This is a genomic window from Microbispora sp. H10836 (genome assembly GCF_012999525.1).
Taxonomy (GTDB): Bacteria; Actinomycetota; Actinomycetes; order Streptosporangiales; family Streptosporangiaceae; genus Microbispora.
Genome location: NZ_JABBWU010000001.1, coordinates 228,749 through 250,273, shown reverse-complemented (window position 1 = coordinate 250,273; position 21,525 = coordinate 228,749). Strand labels below are relative to the sequence as shown.

Sequence of the window (21,525 nt, the reverse complement as noted above, 5' to 3'; positions counted from 1 at the left end):
CGGCTCCCCCGGCAGGGGAGCCGCCGGTTCAGGGACGCAGGTGCAGGGCGAGCTGGATCCGGTCGCGCAGGCCCAGCTTGCGCAGCACGCTGGACACGTGGTTCTTGACGGTCCCCTCGGTGATGAACAGCCGCGCCGCGATCTCCCTGTTGGCGGCCCCGGCGGCGACCATCCGCGCCACCTCCACCTCGCGGGCGGACAGCAGCTCCTGCCCGCGGAAGGCGACCGGGCTCACCGGCAGGTGCCGCAGCTCGGCGACCAGGCGGGCCGCCACGGGGCTGCCCAGCACGGTCTCCCCGCGGCTCACCCGGTGCACGGCCGAGACCAGCTCCTCCGGCGAGCAGTCCTTCAGCAGGTAGCCGGTCGCGCCGCCGCGCAGCGCGCCGAAGATGTACTCGTCCTCGTCGAACGTGCTGAGCACGACGACCGCCACCTCCGGGTGCTCGGCGGCCAGGCGGCCGATCAGCTCCACGCCGTTCATGCCCGGCATGCGCATGTCCACCAGCGCCACGTGCGGGCGACGGCCGGCGATCAACCGCAGCGCCTCGTGCCCGTCGGCCGCCTCACCCACGACCTCGATGCCGTCCTCGACCTCGAGCAGCTTGCGCAGCCCCTCGCGCAGCAGCGCCTGGTCGTCCACCAGCACGACCCTGACCGGCGTCATGCCCGCACCTCCGACAACGGCAGCTCCGCGCGCAACTCGAAGCCTCCGCCCGGTCTGTTGGCGCCGGCCAGCGTGCCGCCGAGGGCCCTGGCCCGCTCCGCCAGCGACGTCAGCCCGAAGCCGCCGGCCGGCCGGTCGTCCCTGCCCTTCCCGTCGTCACTGACCATGAGGACGACACGGCCGTCGCCGAAGGCGAGCGTGCCGCGCACGTGCTCCGCCTTCGCGTGCCGCAGCGCGTTGGTGAGCCCCTCCTGCAGCACCCGGTAGAGGACGAGCTCGGTGTCGGGCTCAAGCCGCCGCTCCTCGCCCCGCACCTCGAAGCTCACGCTGATCCCGGTGCCGTCGAACGACGCCGCGAGCCGTTCGAGCGCGGCGCTGCCGACGCGGCCGTCCAGCGCGAGCGGCCGCAGCGCGCGCACCCAGCGCCGCGCGTCGGTCAGCGCCTCCGCGGTGAGCTCCTTGGCCTGGCGGACCTCCGCCCAGGCGGCCTCGGGGCGGCGCTCGCGGAAGCGCTCGGCGTTCTCCAGGCCCATCTTGATGACCGTGAGGTGGTGGCCGACCGAGTCGTGCATCTCCGCCGCCATCCGCGCCCGCTCCTCGGCGACGGCCAGCTCCCTGATGCGTTCCAGCAACCCCTGGGCCTCCTCGCGTCTGCGCCGCGCCTCCAGAGTGGACGCCGCCATGCCCAGGCCGACCGCCGAGAACACCGCCATCGTGGCGGCCTGGGCGAGGCCCTCCGTGGCCGGTCTGCCCGCGAGCAGCGGCACGACCGCGCACAGGACCGTGACGCAGGACAGGAGAGCGGTCGCGACGCGCATGCCGTACACGAAGGCGAGGTTGGCCATCGCGATGAGGACCAGGGGCATGTGCGTCTCGACGGACCCCGTGACTCCCAGCGCGAGCGTCGCCGCCAGGAACAGCGGCGCCACCCAACGGCGGCGCGCCGCCCGCTGCCACGGCAGCGCCGGCCAGAGCGCCGCGACCAGCGCGAGGTTGGCGGCGAACAGCACGTACTCCGGCATGCCGCTGCCGCGGCCGGTCGCGACCGCCTCCGCCAGGCCGATGGTCAGCAGGGCCGTCATCGCCCAGAACGCGACGTTCAACAGGAACGGCCGGTCGGCGTCGCGTAACCAGTCGAAACGCGCCATGACTCGACCCTAGATCTCCGCGGCGCGAATGTGACCGGCCGCCGGGAAAACCATGACCGCGGTCATGGCCGCGTCCATGCGCCGGTGAATGCGCCGGGGGTGTCGAACGCATGCCTTTCCCATGCACGTCATTCCTAGTGTTTCCGGTGTCGGACAAACCGGCCCCTTCCTGAATCCAGAAGTCGGGCGGCTGCTGACCGATCTGAAGCCGCGGGAAACCGGAGCGAATTCGCGGTGAGACGCACAAGCCGAGGTTCCCGGTTCCGGCCGTGATTCGCCGTGCGCGGTGACCCGCCGCCCGGATCACACGAGGTGTGATCCGGGCGGCGTTCGCGCGGGTGTGAATGCCAATCCTGAGACGTGGGAGTCCTCGTGTCGATCTTCGCAGTGTCGTTCGCCGGTCTCGTCGGCGTACTCAATCTTCTGCTGACGGCGGGCGTGATCCGCCGTCTTCGCGCGTACGACGGCCTGCGGGCCGGGGGCTCCGGTCCGGGGCCCTGGCGGACCGTGCACAAGCCCCCGCGCGCGATGCGTGCCGCCGGTGAGCGGGTGGGCACGTTCCGCGGGCACACGGTGCGCGGTGAGCCGGTCGGCGACGAGTTCTTCGCCGGGGGCACCACGCTGGTCGGGGCGTTCACCGCGGGCTGCCAGGCGTGCGAGGAGCGCCTGCCGGAGTTCGCGGAGCTCGCCGCGGCCTTCCCCGGCGACGGCGCGCGGGTGCTGGCGCTGCTCGTCGGCGACGCCGGCGACCTCGCCGACAAGATCCGGCTGCTTGAGAAGGTCGCCACCGTGGTGGTGGAGCCGGATCGGAGCGGGCCGGTGGGTGAGGCGCTGGGAGTCAGGGCGTACCCCGCGCTGGCGCTGGTCGACCCGGGCGGCGTGGTCAACGCCTCCGGGTCCGGCCTGGAGCACCTGTTCCTCGATCCGGCGGAGGTCTGACGGTGGGAGGGATCGTCGAAGCCCTGCGGATGACCTGGCGGGCCGGCCGGCTGCACACGGGCGTGTTCGTGGTGTTCACGGTGCTGGGCGCGGTGGCGCCGGTCGCGGTGGCGTGGCTGACCAAGCTGCTCCTGGACGGTGTCACGGCCCGGGGCGGCGCCGGGGCGGTGCTCGGGCCGGGTGTCGCCCTGGCCGCCGCCGGGCTGGTCATGGCGCTGGTGCCGCACGTCCTCCGGTACACCTCGGCCGAGACCGGCCGCCGGGTCGGCCTGCTGGCGCAGGAGCGGCTGTTCGCGGTGACCGAGCGGTTCGTGGGCATGGCCAGGTTCGAGGACCCGGCCTTCCTCAACCGGCTGCGGATGGCGCTGCAGCACGGCGGCACCACCCCGGGCGTGGTCGTCGCCGGCGCGCTGTCCACGGCGGGCGCCGTCGTCACCGGACTGGGGTTCCTCGGCTCGCTGCTGGTCTTCTCGCCGTGGATGCCCGTCCTGGTGCTCGCCACCGCCGCACCGGTGCTCGGCGTGGAGCTGCGGCTGGCCCGCCGCCGGGCCGGCCTCCACTGGCGGCTGACCCCCGTGGAGCGCCGGGAGATCTTCTTCCGGGACCTGCTGACCGACGCCCAGGCCGCCAAGGAGATCCGGCTGTTCGGCATCGGCGCCCACCTGCGCGAGCGCATGTCGGTCCAGCGCCGCCGGGCCGACGGCGAGAACCGGCGGCAGGACCGCCGGGAACTGCACGCACAGGGGCTGACCAGCCTGCTCGGCGCCGCGGTGGCGGGCGGGGCGACGATCTGGGCGGTGCTCGCGGCGGCGGGCGGCCGCGTCACCGTCGGCGACGTCTCCCTGCTGGTGGCGGCGGTGGCCGGGGTGCAGGCGGCGGGCCTGGCCATCGTCGACGGGATCGCCCGGTCGCACCAGCAGCTCCTGCTCTTCACGCACTTTCGCGAGGTCCTGTACGCAGGGCCCGACCTGCCGGTGCCCGCGAGCCCCAGGGAGGCCGCCCCGCTGGCCCGCGGCATCGAGTTCCGCGACGTGTGGTTCCGCTACTCGCCCGGCCACCCCTGGACGTTGCGCGGGCTGAACCTCACCATCCCGCACGGTCGCACCGTGGGTGTGGTGGGCCGCAACGGCGCGGGCAAGAGCACCCTCGTCAAGCTGCTGTGCCGGATGTACGACCCGGAGCGCGGCGCGATCCTGTGGGACGGGGTGGACCTGCGGGACCTGGACCCGGCCGAGCTGCGGTCCCGGATCAGCGCGGTCTTCCAGGACTACATGGAATACGACCTGACAGCGGCGGAGAACATCGGCCTGGGGGACCTGGCCTGTCTCGGCGACCGGGGCTGGTGCGGCGCGTCCCCGCCGGCCGCGTCCGGCGGGAGGACGTCGTCGTGGCCGACGTCTCCGGGGTCCTGGCGAAGCGCGCGGCGGCCCTCGGGCCGAGCCGGGTCGCTGTCGCTCCCCGGACGGGCTATGTGGTCAAGCGGGTCGCCGCGCTGCCGGGCGACCCCGTCCCCGACCAGGTCCCCCGTACGGCGGGGGAGACCGCCGTGCCCCGGGGGCCTTCGTCCTGCTCGGCGACAACGCCGGCCACAGCACGGACTCCCGGCACTTCGGCTACGTCCCCGCCACCGGCCTCGTCGGGAAGGTGGTCCGCGTTCTCCCCGCGCGGGCACCGGGCGGCCGGAGGCGCTGAGAGCCGGGGCGGGAGTCATGCGAAAGGGCCGCGGAGGGAAAGACCTCCCCGCGGCCCTCGTCGTGCGATCGTGCCTCCTCGGGCCGCTAGAAGACGGCCTCCGGCTGGGGGACGACGGCGCCCCGGACGGCGTCGTCGTCCCGGCGGAGCACGGCGACGTGGAGTCCGTTCAGCTCGGCCGACGGGTCGAGGCCGAGCCGGCCGCCGAGCACGGCCGTGGCGCGCCCCCAGGCCGAGATCGCCCCGGCCACGTCGCCGCCCAGGTAGCAGGCGCGCATGAGGTGCGCCCAGCTGGTCTCCCGGAAGGGGGCGTCGCCCAGCACCTCCAGGATCTCGGGGATGAGATCGGTCGTGCGGCCCAAGCCCAGGCGGGCCTCCACCAGGCGCTCCCGCACCGTCAGGTGCAGCTCGGCGAAGGCGGTGAACCGCGACCGCAGCAGCTCCGAGGCGGTGCAGTCCTGTCCGATCGGCCCCTGCCACAGATCGAGGGCCCCGCTGAGCGCCTCCTCGGCCGCGCGGGGTTGCCGGGCGCGCAGCCGGGCGAAGCCCTCCATGGCGAGCCGCCTGAACATGACCGCGTCCACCTCCTCGGGCACGGCGAGCAGCCGGTAGCCGCCCTCGCCGCCGCCTCCCCGGAGAGTGACCAGGCGGTCGCGCAGCCCCAGGGCCGCCAGGCGGGTACGCAGCCGGGCGACGTGCAGTCTCAGGTTCTTGCGGGCCGAGCCGGGCGGGTCCTCCCACAGGTATCTCATCAGTTGCTCCACCGGCACCGAGCGTCCCTCTTCGAGCAGCAGCGCGGCGAGCAGCCCCCTCACCGGGGCCGATCCGATGGCCAGGGACGCGTCGTCGTGGCCGACCTGAACACGTCCCAGCAGGCGGAAGAGCATGTCGTGGCCTTTCTCGGGCACTCGATTCTGCGGCCTCAGGGAGGGCCGGAACATCGCGCCGCGGGGTGGGAAGGGCCGGGATGGCCACTGAGCGGGGACCCACAGGAGGGCCTGCGTCGACGTCGGCGCGGGCGGGGGTTCGCCTTCTCACGTCCCACGGCCAACGCGTCGCTCCCAGCGCGTCCACGTTGACGGGCCTGGCCGTTGTTCTCATCCTGCCCTGTGTACGGGAGGGACGAGGATAGCCAGTTGACCGGCATTAACGGTCTTTAGTGGACAGGTGCGCGCGCCGCGTCAGCAGGGGCAGGGCACCGTGTGGTCCAGGCAGCGAGTGATCTTCGCGAGTGTGCGGGACAGCACCGCCTCGGTCAGGTGGTTGTGGCTGACGAGGAAACCGTTCCGAGGCCGTAGCAGGCCGCTCCACTCGTACCGCGCGGTGGTCGGCGTCACGATCCCCCGCCGTTCCAACGCCAGGGCGATCCGGCCGGCGGGCATGTCGGGACGCAGTTCGACGTACACGTGCGACCCCGACCGGGTGCCGCTCAGGCGCTCCACGGAAGGGTGATCGGTCAGGGCCTCCACCACGAGTTGCCGCTTGGCCTGGTACGCGTGACGCAGCCGGTCGACGCGGGCCCGGGTCTCGGCCGAGCCGAGCATCTCGGCCACGGCGCGCTGCGCCACCGCGACCGTGCCCGACTGCCGCAGCGACAGGTGCTCGGCCAGCTGCCGCAGCCGGCGTCCGCGGGCGAGGATGTAGCCGGTGCACACCACGTCCGGGAGCAGCCGGCACAGGCAGCCCACGTAGACGACGTCGTCGGTGCGGTCCCGGCTAAGGTCCCACAACGACTGCGGCCGGATCGCCTCGGTGAAGTCGTGGTCCCGGTCGTCCTCCACGATCAGCGCGCCGCGGGTGACGGCCAGCTCGACCAGCGCGCGCCGCCGCGACAGGGACAGCTCCACCCCCAGCGGCATCTGGTGGGAGGGGCGCACCACGACCGCCCCAGCGGCGTGGGGCACGGCCTCCACCAGCGCCCCTTCGGCGTCCACGGGCACGGGCACGGTGACGACGTCGTGCTGGCGCAGCAGCCGGATCACCGTGGGCAGGCAGGGGTCCTCGACCGCCGCGACGGTGCCCGGCTGTATCGCGACCGCCGCCACCATGTCCAGCGACTGGCGGACACCGGTGGTGATCAGCACGTTCTCCGGGTCGGCCTCCAGGCCGCGCACCGCCCGCAGGTGCGCGGCCACCGCGCGGCGCAGCACCGCCTCGCCGGGCACCTCCACCGCGTCCGGGATCCGGTGCGCGGCCCGGCGCCACGCGGCCCGCCACACAGGCACCGGGAAGTCCTCCCCGGACGGCTGGTCGGGGGACAGGTCGACGAGCGTCCTACGGACCCGGTCCGCGGGCGGCTTGCCCCGGTACGGCTCCCCGGCGGCCTTATCCGGCCCGGCCCGCCTGACGTAGGTCCCCGACCTACGCCTGCTCTCTATCAGGTTCTCGGCTTCCAGAGTGCGATAGGCCTCCTGCACCACCGGCCGGGACACCCGCAGCAGTTCGGCGAGGGTCCGGCTGGACGGCAGGCGCGTGTCCGGCGGCAGGCGGCCGTCCAGGACGGCCTGCCTCAGCTGCCTGGACAGTTGGGCCGCCATCGACTCGGCGGAACCACGTGCCAGCTCGACATAGATCGACAGAGTCGTCGCCGTCCGCATCATGCCCCTTCGGCTCTTCACAACTACGGTTCACGCGCTGGTGGTGCCGCGGCCGGCGGAGTGTGAGGAGTCCGGCAGACCATGCCGGTTCCGCGGGAACGGCCACTCCGGCGTCGCGTTCCCGGGCAATGCAATCTCAGACGACTTTCAGTTCGCTTACAGAAGCGTTGCAAAATGCGGCGAGGCCTTGAAACGCGCCATGCCGGGAAAGGGCGAGTGCGCCGAACGTGACCGCCGCTCAGGAGGGGCACATGAGGCAGGTCAGAGCGCGCCCGAGCGCGGCGGGGGTCGGCCAGGGGGCCCTGACCAGGTGCCCGAGTCCCGGCCGCGACGAGGCGCCGTAGCGGTCCAGCTCCCACAGCCACACCTCGTCGTGGGCCGGCTCTCCCGTCAGCATCTCCGCCGCCTCTCTGAGCTGTCCCAAAGCAGGACCGGCCGAAGCGGTCGCGCTGGTCGCGCCCATCGCTCGCGCGGTCGTGGGAGGGGCCGCGGACGGGGCGTGCCGCTCCGGATACGGCGGCCCTGCGGAGTCGGCATTCCCGAGGAGCGGGGGTGAACTTTTCACCGGTTCCGCCGCGTCTCCTGAGCACCGGATCGAGTGGGGAGCGGGATCGTTGACCCGCCGGAAGGACCGGCCTACCGTGCGGGTCGCACGTCCCCGTCCTGTCGTCAGTCGGAGGTCCCGTGTTCCGCACCGCCGCAGCGCGCCTCGTCCCCCTGGCCGCCGCCGTCCTCGTGGCGGCCACCGCGCTCCCCGCCTCGGCCGAGGTCGTCGATCCCGCTCCCATCGGCCCCCACCAGTACTTCTACGGTTTCGTCAACGGACAGACCGGCCACGCGACCATCAAGATGGCGTGCTTCGGGCCGGTATTCCCAGGACAGACCGGTCATCCGCTCGCCGGGCAGACGGTTGAGGTGCGGCCCGTCGCGATCTCGTCGTCGGCGGCGAGCGCCGGCTACACCGGCAGCGGCGGCACCACGATCGCGGTGGACCTGGGCGACCCGTCAACCGTTGCGAGAGCGCTCACGCTGCGCTACTACGGGGTCAAGGCCGAGATCCCGGTCACCGCGACGCTGCCGTGCTACGGCTCCGGGAAGGTGACGTTCACGCCGGTGCCCACCAGCTGGACCGCCCGCGAGGCGACCGTCGTGGTCGACTACGTCGGCCAGCCCTGACCGCATCGCCTCACCGCCGTGCCATGCCGGGCACCCGCGTAGTGGGTGCCCGGCGGTCACCGGCGCGCCCGGTCCCCGCTATTTCGCCGGCTTGAAGGTGGCGGCCATGGTCTCGAAGAGCTTCTTCTTCTTTTTCCAGTCCTTGTCCTGGGTCTTGTAGAGCAGCGCGTAGCCGTTGTTCTTGTCGGTGACGAAGCCGCGGTCGATCACACGGGACCGGTAGCGGCTGTCGCCGAAGGTGAACTCCCAGTCGGCCGCGGTCTTCCAGTAGCCCTTGACCTCTTTGATGGCGATGAGCTTGTAGCCGGGGAAGTTCCGGCTCATGCCCGGCACGTCGCGCTGCCAGACCTTCAGCGCGTCCGACTCGGGGCTGGAGGTGTGGTGCACCTCCAGGTAGGTGTGCGAGTCCCCGCGGAAGCGAACCTCACCGTTGCCCCTGCCATCGGCGTGCCACCCCTTCGGCAGGGCGATGGAGAACCCGCTCGAGTGCTTGTACTTGTGCCAGCCGTCGGGGACGTCCCCGGGGCCGGGGCCGTCGCCGTCCGGGGAGGGCTCGGGGGACGCCGACGTCGCCGGCTCGTCCGAGGGGGACGCCGACGGCTCGGCGGAGGACGGCGCGGCCGAGGAGGGCGCCGAGGCGGAGGGCTTCTCGGTGGTCTTCCCGGTCGACGGGTCCGATCCGGCGGCGGGCTTGCCTCCCGGGTCGTCCCCACCCGCCTTCAGCCCGAGATAGCCCGCGATACCCGCGATGACCAGCAGCGCCGGAACGAGGACCAGCGCGACCTTCAGCAGGCCGCCCCGCGACCTGGGCTCGACCGGGGTGGTGGACGCGGCGTGCCACGCCGCCCCGCTCTGTGCCGCCCCGCTCTGTGCCGCCCCGCTCTGTGCCGCCCCGCTCTGTGCCGGCGGCGCGGCGGGCGGCTCCTGCCGCAGCCCGGCGAGCCGGTCGCCGGCGTCGGCGATCCCGGCCGCCTCGGCGGAGGCCTCCGGCGCCTCGCGGTTCTCCTCGGCGACCGCGCCGCCGACCGCACGGCCGACCGTGCCGGAGGCGACGGCGGGGGCGACCTTGGTGGTCCCGTCCTCGCCGTCCTTGTGGTCCTTGCCGTCCTTGTCGCCGGCCGCCGGATCGCCTTCGTCCGAGGGCGTCGTACGGGCGGGCGGGGCGGCCTGCACGCCGGTCTCCGGCATGGGCGCCGGGACGTCGCCCTCCTGAGGGGTCCCGGGCTCGTCCTGGACGACGGGGATGGGCGAGGTGATCTCACCGGCACCCGCGGCCGCGTCGCCGGGCTCCGCGGGCGGCGCGGGACGCTCGCCGCGCCGCGGCGAGGACTCCGGCGGTGAGGAGGACACGGGCGGGTACGGCGCCGCGCCCCGGGGCGCCTTGCCTTCGGCGGCGGCCGCGGGCCGGGACGGCGGCGGGGCGAGGTCCCGCGACGCCCGCTTGAGCAGGCGGGTCAGCTCCTCGTAACCGGCCCGGTCGGCGGGCTCCTTGGCGAGCATCCGCAGCAGCACGGCACCGAGCGCGCCCGCGCGCCGCGGCGGCGCCGGGTCCTCGTTCAGCACCGCGTGCATGGTGGCCATCGCCATGCCGCGGTCGTGCGGGGGCTTGCCCTCGACCGCCGTGTAGAGCGTGGCGCCCAGCGACCACAGGTCCGACTCGCGCTGCGCGGCCTCGCCGCGAAGCCGTTCCGGGGCGATGAAGGCGGGGGTGCCGACGAGGCCGGTGCGGGTCATGGTGGAGTCGGCTTCGAGCCGGGCGATGCCGAAGTCGGTCAGGACCACCCGGCCGTCGTCGGTGAGCAGCACGTTCTCGGGCTTGACGTCGCGGTGCAGCACGCCCTGCCGATGCGCGGCGCGCAGCGCGTCCAGGATCTGCAGCCCGATCTCGACGGTGCGCTCGGGGGACAGCGGGCCGTCCTCCCTGATCACCTGCCCGAGCGAGCGGGACGGCACCAGCTGCATGATGATCCAGGGCCGGTCGTCCTCCTCGATCACGTCGTGGACGACCACCACGTTCGGGTGGGTGAGGCGCCCGGCGGCCCGGGCCTCGCGCATGGTCCGGCGGTTGAGGTCGCTGAGCTCGTCGCCCATGGCGCTGTCGTAGCGGACCTCCTTCACCGCGACCGCGCGGTCCAGCAACTCGTCGTGGGCGCGCCAGACGACGCCCATGCCACCCCGGCCGATCGGCTCCACCAACTGGTACCGGCCTCCGACGAGCCGGCCTTCCGCACGCGACACTCGAACCCCTTCCTGGACCCATGAATCGTCCCACGGATGGCAAAGGGATCAACCGCGTCCATCGCCGACGATCCCGGAATCCGAGACAGATCGGTTCGAGTCGTGGCCCGTCGCTGCTAAGGTCCTAGTTATGGGTACGTACAGCTCGTTTAGGAGGCCGGCTCCGGGAGGGCCGGTCGCGTGAAGGTGAGCTAGCGACCATCCGGAGCCGGCTTGAGGCAGGGACGCCAGCGTCTCTGCCTTTTTCGTTTCGCACGTCCGGTTTTCGCACGCGGCCACGGAGGAGCCCACATGACGAAGGCAGCCCAACTCGACCGCGACGCCGTACGGATCGGTGATCTCGTGATCGGCGACGGGCTACCCGTGGTGGTCGTCGGCGGCCAGGACGCCCGCTGGCTGCGTCTGCGCGGCGACGGCGGCCCGCCCGGCGACGGGACGGTCGCCGAGGCCAGGGCGAGCTGGGCGGGCCCGCTGCTGGTGGAGCCCGCCTCGGTCGCCGACCTGCCCACCGTGGCCCGGCACGCCGACGGAGTTGTGGTCGGGGCGGCCTGGGCGTGCGATCCCGGCCTCGTCCGCGCCGCGGCCCGGCTCGGGCTGCCCGTCGTCCTGCAGCGGGGCGTCGTGGGCGGGCGGACGGCGACGCTGGAGGAGTGGCTGACCGCGGTGGACGACTGCGCGGCCGAGGACAACGAGGCGATCGTGCTCTGCGAGAGCGGCGGGCGCGCGGAGCCGGAGGACGCCGCGCCCGACCTCGGGCTCATGCGCGCGGCGCGGGAGCGCACCGGCCGCCCCGTGCTCGCCGGGCTGGGCGGCGACGGCGCGCTTGCGGACGCGGCGGTGGCGGCGGGGGCGGACGGCCTGCTGGTCGGCCCGGGCGCGCCTGTGCGGGCTCTCGCGGCGGCGCACGAGGCGGCCACCGTCGTGGCGGCGATCCTGCGGCCGGAGGTACCCGAGACCCTCGACGCGGCCCGGGGCGCGATCGACCGCGTGGACGCGGCCCTCGCCACGCTCCTCGAACGCCGGGCCGGGCTGGCCGGGCGGATCCAGCGCCTCAAGCCCGTAGGCGGTTTCCGGGGCCGGGACATGGAGCGCGAGCGCCGCCTCGTCACGGCCATGGCCCGCCGCGCCCCCAGCCTCGGCGCCGGGCTGCTCGCCCCGATCATGAACGCCGTGATCGAGGCCGGACTGCGTCTGTCGGAGGAGACGCGGGACGGCGAGGAGCGGAGATAAACTCTGCTTCACCTGAGTCCCACTGGTTCGCGATCACGGCGTAGGCTCTGGTCCGCGGTCCGGTGACGATGGGGGTCTCATGGGTGATTCGTTTGTGCATCTGCACGTCCACACCGAGTACTCGATGCTCGACGGAGCGGCGCGGCTGAAGCAGATGTTCAAACTCGTGGGCGAGCTGGAGATGCCCGCGATCGCGATCACCGACCACGGCAACATGCACGGCGCCTACGACTTCTACAAGCAGGCGACCGCCGCCGGGGTGAAGCCCATCCTCGGCATCGAGGCGTACGTCGCGCCCGAGTCGCGCATGCACAAGAAGCCGGTGCTGTGGGGCGAGCCGCACCAGAAGAGCGACGACGTCTCGGCGGGTGGCTACTACACCCACATGACGATCTGGGCCCGGAACAAGGCCGGGCTGCAGAACCTGATGAAGCTCAGCTCGCGTGCCTACACCGAGGGCTTCGTCCGCAAGTGGGCCCGGATGGACGCCGACATCCTCGCCGAGCACGCCGAGGGCCTGATGGCCACAACCGGCTGCCCCTCCGGCGAGGTGCAGACCCGCCTGCGGCTCGGCCAGTACGACCAGGCGCTCAGGGCCGCGGCGAAGTACCAGGAGATCTTCGGGAAGGACAACTACTTCCTGGAGATCATGGACCACGGTCTCGACATCGAGCGGCGGGTCCGCGACGGCCTCATCCGGATCAGCCGGGAGCTGGACATTCCGCCGGTCGTCACCAACGACTCCCACTACACGTACGAGTCCGACGCGGCCGGTCACGACGCCCTCCTGTGCATCCAGACGGGCAAGCAGCTCAGCGACCCCGACCGGTTCCGGTTCGACGGCAGCGGCTACTACGTCAAGTCGGCCGACGAGATGCGGGCGGTCGACTCCTCCGACATCTGGCAGGAGGGCTGCCGCAACACGCTGCTGGTGGCCGAGAAGGTCGACCCCGAGGGCTTCTTCCCGTACCACAACCTGATGCCGACCTACCCGATCCCCGAGGGGATGTCGGAGGAGGAGTACTTCCGGCAGCAGGTCTGGGAGGGCATGAAGCGCCGCTTCCCTGGCGGCGTGGACGAGGAGCACCGCACCTGGGTCGAGAACGAGATCGGCGTCATCCTCCAGATGGGCTTCCCGAGCTACTTCCTCGTGGTCGCCGACTTCATCATGTGGGCGAAGAACAACGGCATCCGGGTCGGTCCCGGCCGTGGTTCCGCCGCCGGCTCGCTGGTCGCGTACGCGCTGGGCATCACCGACCTCGACCCGATCCCGCACGGCCTGATCTTCGAGCGGTTCCTCAACCCCGAGCGCGTCTCGATGCCCGACATCGACATCGACTTCGACGAGCGCCGGCGCGCCGACGTGATCCGCTACGTGACCGAGAAGTGGGGCGCCGACAAGGTCGCCATGATCGCCACGTTCGGCACCATCAAGGCGAAAGCGGCCGTGAAGGACGCCGGTCGCGTCCTCGGGTACCCGTACGCGCTGGGCGACCGCATCTCCAAGGCGTTCCCCCCGGCCGTGATGGGCAAGGACATCCCGCTGTCGGGCATCTTCGACGGCGACCACCCGCGCTACAACGAGGCGGGCGAGCTGCGCAAGCTGTACGAGGAGGACGTCGACGTGAAGTCGACGATCGACCTCGGGCGCGGCCTGGAGGGCCTGATCCGGCAGACCGGTGTGCACGCCGCGGGCGTCATCATGTCGGCCGAGCCGCTGACCGACCACATCCCGATCATGCGCCGCGACTCCGACGGCGCGATCATCACGCAGTTCGACTACCCGACCTGCGAGACGCTCGGCCTGCTGAAGATGGACTTCCTGGGCCTGCGCAACCTCACGATCATCGACGACTGCCTGAAGATGATCGAGGGCAACACCGGGAACCGGATCGAGCTGCTCGACCTGCCGCTGGACGACACCAGGACGTACGAGCTGCTGGCCAAGGGCGACACGCTCGGCATCTTCCAGCTGGACGGCGGCGGCATGCGCACGCTGCTGCGGCTGATGAAGCCCGACAACTTCGAGGACATCTCCGCGGCCCTCGCGCTCTACCGCCCCGGCCCGATGGGCGCCAACTCGCACACCAACTACGCCCTGCGCAAGAACGGCCAGCAGGAGATCACCCCGATCCACCCCGAGCTGGAGGAGCCGCTCAAGGACATCCTCAGCACGACCTACGGCCTGATCGTGTATCAGGAGCAGGTCATGGCCATCGCCCAGAAGGTGGCCAACTACACGCTCGGCGGCGCCGACCTGCTCCGCCGCGCGATGGGCAAGAAGAAGAAGTCCGAGCTGGACAAGCAGTTCGAGTTCTTCGAGAAGGGCATGAAGGAGAACGGGTTCTCCGCGGCGGCCATCAAGGCCCTGTGGGACATCCTTCTCCCGTTCTCCGACTACGCGTTCAACAAGGCGCACACCGCCGGGTACGGCCTGGTGTCGTACTGGACCGCCTATCTCAAGGCCAACTACCCGGCCGAGTACATGGCGGCCCTGCTGACCAGCGTCAAGGACGACAAGGACAAGTCGGCCCTCTACCTCAACGAGTGCCGCCGCATGGGCATCAAGGTGCTCCCGCCGGACGTCAACGACTCGGACTTCGACTTCACCCCGCGCGGCACCGACATCCGGTTCGGCCTGTCGGCCATCCGCAACGTCGGCGCGAACGTCGTGGACGGCGTCATCGCCGCGCGCAAGGAGAAGGGCAGGTTCACCGATTTCAAGGACTTCCTGCGCAAGGTCCCCGCGATCGTCTGCAACAAGCGGGTCATCGAGTCGCTGATCAAGTCGGGCGCGTTCGACTCGTACGGGCACGTGCGCAAGGGCCTGCTCATGGTGCACGAGCAGGCGGTGGACGCGATCATCGACATCAAGAAGAACGAGGCCATCGGCCAGGACTCGCTGTTCGGCGCGATCGACGGCGCCGAGGACCAGACCTTCGACGTGCAGATCCCGCCGGGGGAGTGGGACAAGACGACGCTGCTGCAGTTCGAGCGGGAGATGCTCGGCCTGTACGTCTCCGACCACCCGTTGTTCGGCGTCGAGCACATCCTGTCGGCGGGCGCCGACTGCTCGATCGCGGCCCTGCAGGACGACAGCCGTTCCGACGGGCAGGTCGTCACGGTCGGCGGCATCCTGTCGGGCCTGCAGCGCAAGGTGACCAAGAAGGGTGACACCTGGGTCCTCACGATGCTGGAGGACCTGGAGGGCTCGATCGAGGTCATGATCTTCCCGTCGGCCTACCAGCTCTGCGCGACCGTGCTCGCCGAGGACGCGATCGTCTTCGTCAAGGGCAGGATCGACAAGCGGGAGGACGTCGCGAAGATCATCGCGATGGAGGTGACCGCGCCGGACCTCACGGCCGAGTCGGGCGGGCCGCTGGTGGTGAGCATGCCGATCAACCGCTGCACGCCGCCTGTCGTCGGCCGCCTCAAGGAGGTGCTCACCACCCACCCGGGGACCACGGAGGTCCACCTCCAGGTGCACAACGGGCCGCGTACGACGGTCATGCGGCTGGACGACCGGCTCCGCGTGAGTCCCTCGCCCGCCCTGATGGGAGACCTCAAGCAGCTGCTCGGCCCGGCCTGTCTGGCGGGCTGACCGGTGGGGACCCCGGAGGAGAGCGGGCTCTGTGGGCGGGAGGGCGCCGTCGTACATCGATTGGTGTAGCCGGGTACTCCGATGTCGCAGACCCAGGTGACGCGTTACGGCCGATGTGTCCGGCCGTCACCGAAACCTACCGTTGGGGGCATGAGTACGAGGTTCTCTTTGGCTGGTTTCGTGATCGCTATCCTTGCCTTCGTGGGGTCCGACGTGGTCAACCGGGGGTACGAGCCGGTGGACGAGACGATCAGCAGGTACGTCAACCTGCCGTACGGCTGGCTGGTCACCGTCGGCCTGCTGGGACTCGCCGCCGGGACCGCGGCCCTGGCCGTCCGGGCCGCGGGCAGCGGGTGGGGCGGGGGACTGTTGTGGTTGTGGGCCGGCTGTGCCCTGGTCGCAGCGATCTTCCCGGCTGATCCGCCCGGTAGCTGGTCCAATCCCTCGCTGTCGGAGAGTGTGCACGGGGCGGCCGCCTGGGTGGGACTCCTCGCGCTGGCGATCGCGATCGTACGGCTGACCGTGCGTTGGCGGCGCGAGCCCGCGTGGGCGTCGAAGGCGCGCGGGCTGACCGTGCTGGCCTGGGCGTCGTCGGTGGCGTTCCTGCTGTTCGCCGTGGCGATGGCGGACGTGATGGCGTTCACGCACACGGCTCCGCTGGGCCTGGCCGAGCGGGTCCTGCTCGGGCTGAATCTGCTCTGGCTCGCCCTGGCCGCCACCGGTCCGTCGAGGGCCCGCCCTCTGACCGGGGGCTCGCGGGGCCTCGTATCGGCGAGTGACGGGACGTGAGCATGGGCACGATCAGGGTGCGCCGCGCCCTGTTGGTGGATCTCGCGTCGGCCCTGCTGACCGGCGTGGGAGTGGCCGCGGGCCCGGCGGTGACGGGTGCGCCGTTGCTGTGGCACGGCGCGTTCGCCCTGGGGGTTCTCCTGGGGGGACTGCTGTTGGCTCGCAGACGCCGCCCCCTCCTCGTCCTCGTCCTGTCCGCCGGGGTGCTCATCGGCTACCAGAGCTCCGGCCTGTTCGAGGGCGGCTGGGTCTGGCCGCTGTCGGCCGCCCTGTTCACCGCCGCACTCACCCGGCCCGGCTGGGCCGTCACCGTCGGCGCCCTGACTTTGGCGTACGGCCTGGGCCAGCAGGGGCTGGACGCCCCCGAAGCGCTCGCCCGGGGCGGCGTCGAGTTACTCTGGCTGGCGTTGGTGCTGGCCGCGGCGAGCGCCACGCGCCAGTACGGCCGGTGGAGGGCCGAACACCGGGCCCGCCTCCTGCAACTGGAACAGACCCGGCTGGCCGAGCAGCGCCTGCACATCTCCCGAGAGGTCCATGACGTGGTCGCCCACACCCTGGCCGTCGTCGGCGTCCACCTGAACGTGGCCGTCGCGGTCCTGGACGATTCCCCCGAGGAAGCGCGGGCCGCCCTGAACACCGCCATCGCCGTGCGCAACCAGGCCGCGAGGGACCTCAAAGCGTTCGTCGGCGAGCTCCGCGACACCCCGCAGCAGGGTTTGGAATCCATCGCCGACCTGGTCGCACAGGCTCGGGCCGCCGGTTTGGAGGTGCGCTACCAGCCCGAGGGCGACCTCGCCGCCGTCCCGGCGGCCCAGGCACTCACCGCCTACCGAGTCGTCCAGGAGGCGGTGATCAACACCCTGCGCCACTCCGACGCCGGCCGCCTCACGATTAAGGTGCAGGCCACAGCCTGCGACCTGGTGGTGAATGTCGTCGACGACGGGAGCGCGACGGCGGATTACACCGCGGGGCACGGCCTGACCGGGATGCGTGAGCGTGTCACGGCCGTCGGGGGAACGCTGCGCATCGAGGCCGGCAGCGGCTTCGCCGTACAGACCGTCCTGCCCCTGACGGCTTACATGAGCGGCCTGGCGTCATGACCATCAGCGTGCTGCTCGTCGACGATCAGGCGCTCGTGAGGGCGGGCTTCCGCGCCCTGCTGGCCCGCGCCAAGACCCTCGCCGTCGTCGGCGAGGCCGCTACGGGCGAGGATGCGATACGCCAGGCCATCCGGCTGCGACCGGAGGTCGTGCTGATGGACATCAGGATGCCGGGGATGAACGGAATCGACGCCACGCGCCGGATCCTGACCGAGCTGCCGGCGACCAAGGTGATCATCCTGACGACGTTCGACACCGACGAGCATGTCTTTGAAGCCCTGCGGGCAGGGGCGAGCGGTTTCCTCACCAAGGAGGTCGATCTGGCCGAGTTGCGCCGGGCGGTCGAGGTCGTGGCGGCAGGCGAAGCTCTACTGTCGCCGAGCGTCACGCGCCGCGTCGTCGAACGTTTCGCCCACCGTCCACGGCCGGCCGCGACGCTGTCCGCGCTGACGACACGCGAGAGCGAGGTGGTCCGGCTGGTGGCGACGGGCCTGTCGAATGACGAGATCGCCGCCGCGCTGGTGATCAGCTCGCTGACCGTGAAGACCCACATCACCAGGGCCATCACCAAGCTGGGAGTTCGCGACCGCGTGCAGCTCGTCATCCTCGCCTACGAGCACGGTCTCGTCGGTTCCTCGCCTGCCGGCACCTGAAACCGGTCCCTCAGGCGGGGCGCTGCACACGGTGGGTTCCCCGGTTCGCCGTCGTACGCTTCGCCGCCTGCTCCGCGTGGGCCGACGCGCTGTCGCCGTCGTCGTGCCTGCCGCGCTCGCGCTCCCGCTCCCGCTTCTTCTTCTCCTTCTTGCGCTGCTTCTCCAGCGCCTCCTTCAGGCCCGGCGTGAACCCACCGCCGAACCGGGCCATGTCGGGTGGGACGAAGCCGTACACGGGGGTGTCCCGCAGGGCGGCGCGCATCGAGTCCACCCAGATCGGGCCGGGCAGCGAGGCGCCCTGCACCGCGCCGTAGTAGCGGCCGCCGATGGTGACGCCGGTGAGCGGATAGCGGTAGGAGCCGCGGATGTCGCCCACGCTGACGGCGGCCGCGAGGCCCGGCGTGTACCCGGCGAACCAGGCCGAGGTGTAGCCGTTGTTGGTGCCCGTCTTGCCCGCGGCGGGCCGCCCGATGGACTGGCCGCGCATCGTGCCCTTGGAGAAGACCCCCGTGAGCACGTGGCTCACCGCGTCGGCGACCTCGGGCTCGATCGCGGTCACGCACGCCGGTGGGATGTCGGTGCGGGTGCCGTCGCGCTCCACCACGGCGGTGATGGCCAGCGGCCGGCAGTAACGGCCGCGGGCGGCCAGCGCCGCGTACGCCGCCGCCACGGTGGTGGGGTCCATCTCGTTTGCCCCCAGCGTGAACGTCGGCACCTCGTGCAGCGGCGCGCCGTCCGCCCGCCTGATGCCCAGTGACCTGGCCGTTCGCACCACGTCGCACAGGCCGACCTCGCGCTCCAGCCGCATGTAGAAGATGTTCACCGACTGCCAGGTGCCCATCTCCAGGCTGTACGGCCCGCCGCCGCCCTCGCCGCCCGCGTTGTGGATGACCGTTTTCGGGTCGTTGACGGTCCTGCCCGAGCAGTCGCGGTAGCCGTACGACGGGACGTACGCGCCGGGGATCGTGAAGCCGTCGCCGAACCGCATCCCCTGCTTGAGCGCGGTGGCCAGCGTGAACACCTTGAACGTGGAGCCCGCCTGCAGGCCGAGCCCGCCGCCGTGCGCGGTGTCGGCCGCCAGATTGTAGGTGGTGGCGGGCCCGAGGTCGCGGTCGTGCGGGTTGCGTCCGTACCGCTTGCTCACCGCCATCGCGCGGATGTGCCCGGTGCCCGGCTCGATCATGGTTTCCGACGCCACCTGGTTGTCGCGCGGCCTGACCCGCGCGGCGATGGCACGCGCCGCGGCCCGCTGCGCGACCGGGTCGATGGTCGTCCAGATGGTCAGCCCGCCCCGCTGCAGGCGTCGCTCCCGGTCGGCCCTGGTGTACCCGAACGCGGGGTTGCCGAGCACCTCGCGTTCCACGTACACGCAGAAGAAGGGGTGGGCGCTGCCGGCGCAGCCGCCGGGCTCGGGCCGCAGGCGCAGTCCCAGCGGCTCGGCCGCGGCGGCGCGCGCCACGTTCCCGTCGATCATCCTCAGCTCGGCCATCCGGCCGAGAACCAGGTCGCGCCGGGCCCGCAGCCGGTCCCTGTGCTCGTCGCCCAAAGAGGGATCGGTGTCGTACGGCGTGCGCACGGCGCCGGCGAGCGTCGCGGCCTGCGTGAGCGTCAGGTCGGCGGCGTCGACGCCGAAGAACCGCTTGGCCGCGGCCTGCACGCCGAACGCCCCCGCGCCGAAGTAGGCGATGTTGAGGTAACGCTCGAGGATCTGGTCCTTGGTGTATTTGCGCTCCAGCGCCAGCGCGTACCGCAACTCGTCGAGTTTGCGGCGGAACGAGCGCACGAGGGCCTGCGCCCGCTCGTCCTCCGACTCGGCCTGGTTCAGCATGATGTTCTTGACGAGCTGCTGGCTGATGGACGAGCCGCCCTGCCGGATCCCGCCGGCCCGGGTGTTGGTGACGAATGCACGCAGCGTGCCCTTGAGGTCGAGACCGCCGTGCTCGTAGAACCGGGCGTCCTCGATGGCCACGATGGCCCGGCGCATGACCGGGGCGACCGCGCTCAGCGGCACCGACTGCCGGTTCTGGTAGTAGAACTGCGCGATCTGACGTCCGTTGCGGTCGAGCAGCCGTGTCACCTCGGGCAGCGGCTCCTCACGCAGCGGCGAGGGCAGGTAGGTGAGGGTGGACGCGGCGCTCCTGGCCGCCAGGCCGGCTCCGCCCACGAAGGGCATCACCAGCCCGGCGACCAGGGTGCCCCCGGCTGTGCCGCACAGGCCCAGCGCGAGGACGGCGCGCCCGAAAGCGACGCCGAGAAGACGAGAGGTCACGGGATATCAGTGCGACCTCTGGCGTTTGTCCAAACCCGGGAGCCGTAAAGCTTTACGTGATCCTGTTGATCTTCAATCCGAGGGAGGTGAACTGTTCGAACGGTCTGTGGTAGCCGCGTTCGATGTGGTTGACGCCCCGCAGGGTCGAGGTGCCCTCGGCCACGGCGGCGGCCAGCACCGCGGAGAACCCGGCGCGGATGTCGGGGAGCGTGACGTCGGCCCCGCGCAGGTTGGAGACTCCGCGAACGACCGCCGAGTGCTTGGCGTTGGTGTCGTGATAGCGGCACGCCGGGCCGCCCAGGCACTGGGCGAACACCTCGATCTCGCACCCCATCTTCTGCAGCGCGGGCACGTACACGAGCCGGTTCTCGAACACCGTCTCGTGCAGCACCGACATGCCCTCGGCGCGGGTGAACAGCACCATCAGCGGCGTCTGCCAGTCCGTCATGAAACCGGGGTGGGTGTCGGTCTGCACCGCCGCCGCGCGCAGGCCGTCCGGGGCCGAGGCGCACAGCCACTCGTCGGTGATCTCGAACCGCGCGCCCATCCGCGCCAGCGTGGTGATGGCGGTGACGAGCCGGTCCTGGTGGCAGCCGTGCACGCGCACCTCGCCGCCCGTCACCAGGCCCGCCACGAGGTACGAGAACGCCTCGATGCGGTCGCCGGCCAGCCAGGTGGAGGCGCCGTGCAGCTTCTCGACGCCCTCGATGACGATGCGCCGGTCCGGGCTCAGCTCGATCATCGCGCCCATGCGCTGGAGGAACAGTGCCAGCTCCACCACCTCGGGCTCCATCGCCGCGCCCTTGATGACGGTCTTGCCCTCCGCGAGCACCGCCGTCATGAGGATCGTCTCGGTGGCGCCCACGCTGGGGTAGGGGAGCGTGATGCGGTTGCCGCGCAGCCGGCTCGCCTTGGCGGTGATGCCGTTGTCGCCGACCTCGATCTCCGCGCCCATCGACCGCAGCGCCTCGACGTGGAAGTTGACCGGCCGCCTGCCGATGGGGTCGCCGCCGACGAGGGGGACGAACGCCTCGCCCGCCAGGTGCAGCAGCGGGCCGAGCATCAGGATCGGGATGCGGTTGAGACCGGTGTACTCCTCCGGCACGCGCGGCCGGATCTCGCTGCCCCGTTCGATGGCGATCTCACCAGGGGTGATCTCCACATGGATGCCGAGGGCTTCGAGCATGGCGGCGGTCAGCCCCACCTCGCCGACCTCGGGGGCGTTGTGCAGGATGCTCGGACCTGTCCCGAGCATCGCCGCCACCATGTGCTTGGAAACCGCGTTCTTCGATCCCCGGACCTCCACGTCTCCCCGCAACGGGCCGGACGGGTCGATCTGCCATACCTCTTCGCTCACTCGGCCTCCTTGGCCCACACCGATGCCGCGCGTCCCCTGCACCCGGCTTCAGCAAGAGTAACGGGATCGGAC

General features: G+C 71.8%; 16 protein-coding genes and 1 pseudogene. 9 read left to right on the top strand and 8 right to left on the bottom strand.

Annotated elements, in window-relative coordinates:
* Positions 1–28 precede the first annotated feature (28 nt).
* Complete coding sequence (locus tag HHX30_RS01145; protein ID WP_169978440.1) at positions 29–664, bottom strand: response regulator transcription factor; 636 nt, start codon at positions 662–664, stop codon at positions 29–31.
* A complete protein-coding gene (locus HHX30_RS01140; protein ID WP_169978439.1) occupies positions 661–1,812 on the bottom strand; it encodes a sensor histidine kinase in 1,152 nt (383 codons plus the stop codon). The genes HHX30_RS01145 and HHX30_RS01140 overlap by 4 nt, the downstream gene beginning before the upstream one ends.
* A gap of 372 nt (positions 1,813–2,184) precedes the next feature.
* On the opposite strand from HHX30_RS01140, the gene HHX30_RS01135 reads away from it, so the two are divergent.
* From HHX30_RS01135 to HHX30_RS43615, 3 genes and pseudogenes are all read left to right on the top strand, one after another.
* A complete protein-coding gene (locus HHX30_RS01135) occupies positions 2,185–2,751 on the top strand; it encodes a TlpA disulfide reductase family protein (RefSeq protein WP_169978437.1) in 567 nt (188 codons plus the stop codon).
* A gap of 29 nt (positions 2,752–2,780) precedes the next feature.
* A pseudogene (locus tag HHX30_RS43620) lies at positions 2,781–4,061 on the top strand (ATP-binding cassette domain-containing protein); the annotation flags it as partial.
* Positions 4,062–4,317: 256 nt separating this feature from the next.
* Entirely contained in the window at positions 4,318–4,443 is a 126-nt protein-coding gene (locus HHX30_RS43615; RefSeq protein ID WP_396703274.1) for a S26 family signal peptidase, read from the top strand.
* 86 nt (positions 4,444–4,529) lie between these two features.
* Here the strand turns inward: HHX30_RS43615 and HHX30_RS43610 are convergent, their stop codons facing one another.
* The 3 genes from HHX30_RS43610 to HHX30_RS01110 all read right to left on the bottom strand — a co-directional run bounded on the left by HHX30_RS43610 (position 4,530) and on the right by HHX30_RS01110 (position 7,503).
* Positions 4,530–5,195, bottom strand: a complete 666-nt coding sequence (locus HHX30_RS43610; RefSeq protein ID WP_396703272.1) for a BTAD domain-containing putative transcriptional regulator — start codon at positions 5,193–5,195, stop codon at positions 4,530–4,532.
* A 429-nt stretch (positions 5,196–5,624) separates the two neighbouring features.
* Entirely contained in the window at positions 5,625–7,043 is a 1,419-nt protein-coding gene (locus HHX30_RS01115) for a PLP-dependent aminotransferase family protein (RefSeq protein ID WP_169978436.1), read from the bottom strand.
* A 235-nt stretch (positions 7,044–7,278) separates the two neighbouring features.
* Positions 7,279–7,503 (bottom strand): hypothetical protein, encoded by a 225-nt coding sequence (locus HHX30_RS01110; RefSeq protein WP_169978434.1) that lies wholly within the window; start codon positions 7,501–7,503, stop codon positions 7,279–7,281.
* 221 nt (positions 7,504–7,724) lie between these two features.
* On the opposite strand from HHX30_RS01110, the gene HHX30_RS01105 reads away from it, so the two are divergent.
* Positions 7,725–8,216, top strand: coding sequence for a hypothetical protein (locus HHX30_RS01105; protein WP_169978432.1), 492 nt, complete (start codon positions 7,725–7,727; stop codon positions 8,214–8,216).
* A 78-nt stretch (positions 8,217–8,294) separates the two neighbouring features.
* On the opposite strand, the gene HHX30_RS01100 is transcribed toward HHX30_RS01105, so the two are convergent.
* Complete coding sequence (locus HHX30_RS01100; RefSeq protein WP_169978431.1) at positions 8,295–10,454, bottom strand: serine/threonine-protein kinase; 2,160 nt, start codon at positions 10,452–10,454, stop codon at positions 8,295–8,297.
* A gap of 291 nt (positions 10,455–10,745) precedes the next feature.
* Here HHX30_RS01100 and HHX30_RS43100 point away from each other — a divergent pair, with 291 nt between their 5' ends.
* From HHX30_RS43100 to HHX30_RS01075, 5 genes are all read left to right on the top strand, one after another.
* Entirely contained in the window at positions 10,746–11,684 is a 939-nt protein-coding gene (locus tag HHX30_RS43100; protein ID WP_169978429.1) for a chorismate mutase, read from the top strand.
* 79 nt (positions 11,685–11,763) lie between these two features.
* Positions 11,764–15,285 carry a DNA polymerase III subunit alpha gene (gene dnaE / locus HHX30_RS01090; RefSeq protein ID WP_169978428.1) on the top strand — a complete coding sequence of 1,174 codons (3,522 nt, stop codon included), beginning with the start codon at positions 11,764–11,766 and terminating at the stop codon, positions 15,283–15,285.
* Between the two features lie 81 nt (positions 15,286–15,366).
* The gene (locus tag HHX30_RS01085) at positions 15,367–16,074 is read left to right on the top strand and encodes a DUF998 domain-containing protein (RefSeq protein ID WP_311921951.1); all 708 of its coding nucleotides are present in this window, start codon (positions 15,367–15,369) and stop codon (positions 16,072–16,074) included.
* 2 nt (positions 16,075–16,076) lie between these two features.
* The gene (locus HHX30_RS01080; protein WP_169978425.1) at positions 16,077–17,174 is read left to right on the top strand and encodes a sensor histidine kinase; all 1,098 of its coding nucleotides are present in this window, start codon (positions 16,077–16,079) and stop codon (positions 17,172–17,174) included.
* The gene (locus tag HHX30_RS01075) at positions 17,171–17,827 is read left to right on the top strand and encodes a response regulator transcription factor (protein ID WP_169978423.1); all 657 of its coding nucleotides are present in this window, start codon (positions 17,171–17,173) and stop codon (positions 17,825–17,827) included. Before HHX30_RS01080 ends, HHX30_RS01075 begins: the two co-directional genes overlap by 4 nt.
* A 10-nt stretch (positions 17,828–17,837) precedes the next feature.
* Here the strand turns inward: HHX30_RS01075 and HHX30_RS01070 are convergent, their stop codons facing one another.
* Entirely contained in the window at positions 17,838–20,096 is a 2,259-nt protein-coding gene (locus HHX30_RS01070; RefSeq protein WP_311921949.1) for a transglycosylase domain-containing protein, read from the bottom strand.
* Between the two features lie 52 nt (positions 20,097–20,148).
* Positions 20,149–21,453, bottom strand: a complete 1,305-nt coding sequence (murA, locus tag HHX30_RS01065; protein WP_169978421.1) for a UDP-N-acetylglucosamine 1-carboxyvinyltransferase — start codon at positions 21,451–21,453, stop codon at positions 20,149–20,151.
* Between the last annotated feature and the right edge of the window lie 72 nt (positions 21,454–21,525).

What these genes read in the sequence shown, in the direction of transcription:
- dnaE (WP_169978428.1), top strand. Translation starts at nt 11,764, where the DNA reads ATGGGTGATTCGTTTGTGCATCTGCACGTCCACACCGAGTACTCGATG.
- HHX30_RS01075 (WP_169978423.1), top strand. Translation starts at nt 17,171, where the DNA reads ATGACCATCAGCGTGCTGCTCGTCGACGATCAGGCGCTCGTGAGGGCG.
- HHX30_RS43610 (WP_396703272.1), bottom strand. Translation starts at nt 5,195, where the DNA reads ATGAGATACCTGTGGGAGGACCCGCCCGGCTCGGCCCGCAAGAACCTG.
- HHX30_RS43100 (WP_169978429.1), top strand. Translation starts at nt 10,746, where the DNA reads ATGACGAAGGCAGCCCAACTCGACCGCGACGCCGTACGGATCGGTGAT.
- HHX30_RS01140 (WP_169978439.1), bottom strand. Translation starts at nt 1,812, where the DNA reads ATGGCGCGTTTCGACTGGTTACGCGACGCCGACCGGCCGTTCCTGTTG.
- HHX30_RS01110 (WP_169978434.1), bottom strand. Translation starts at nt 7,503, where the DNA reads ATGGGCGCGACCAGCGCGACCGCTTCGGCCGGTCCTGCTTTGGGACAG.
- HHX30_RS01115 (WP_169978436.1), bottom strand. Translation starts at nt 7,043, where the DNA reads ATGATGCGGACGGCGACGACTCTGTCGATCTATGTCGAGCTGGCACGT.
- HHX30_RS01145 (WP_169978440.1), bottom strand. Translation starts at nt 664, where the DNA reads ATGACGCCGGTCAGGGTCGTGCTGGTGGACGACCAGGCGCTGCTGCGC.
- HHX30_RS01080 (WP_169978425.1), top strand. Translation starts at nt 16,077, where the DNA reads ATGGGCACGATCAGGGTGCGCCGCGCCCTGTTGGTGGATCTCGCGTCG.
- HHX30_RS01085 (WP_311921951.1), top strand. Translation starts at nt 15,367, where the DNA reads ATGTCGCAGACCCAGGTGACGCGTTACGGCCGATGTGTCCGGCCGTCA.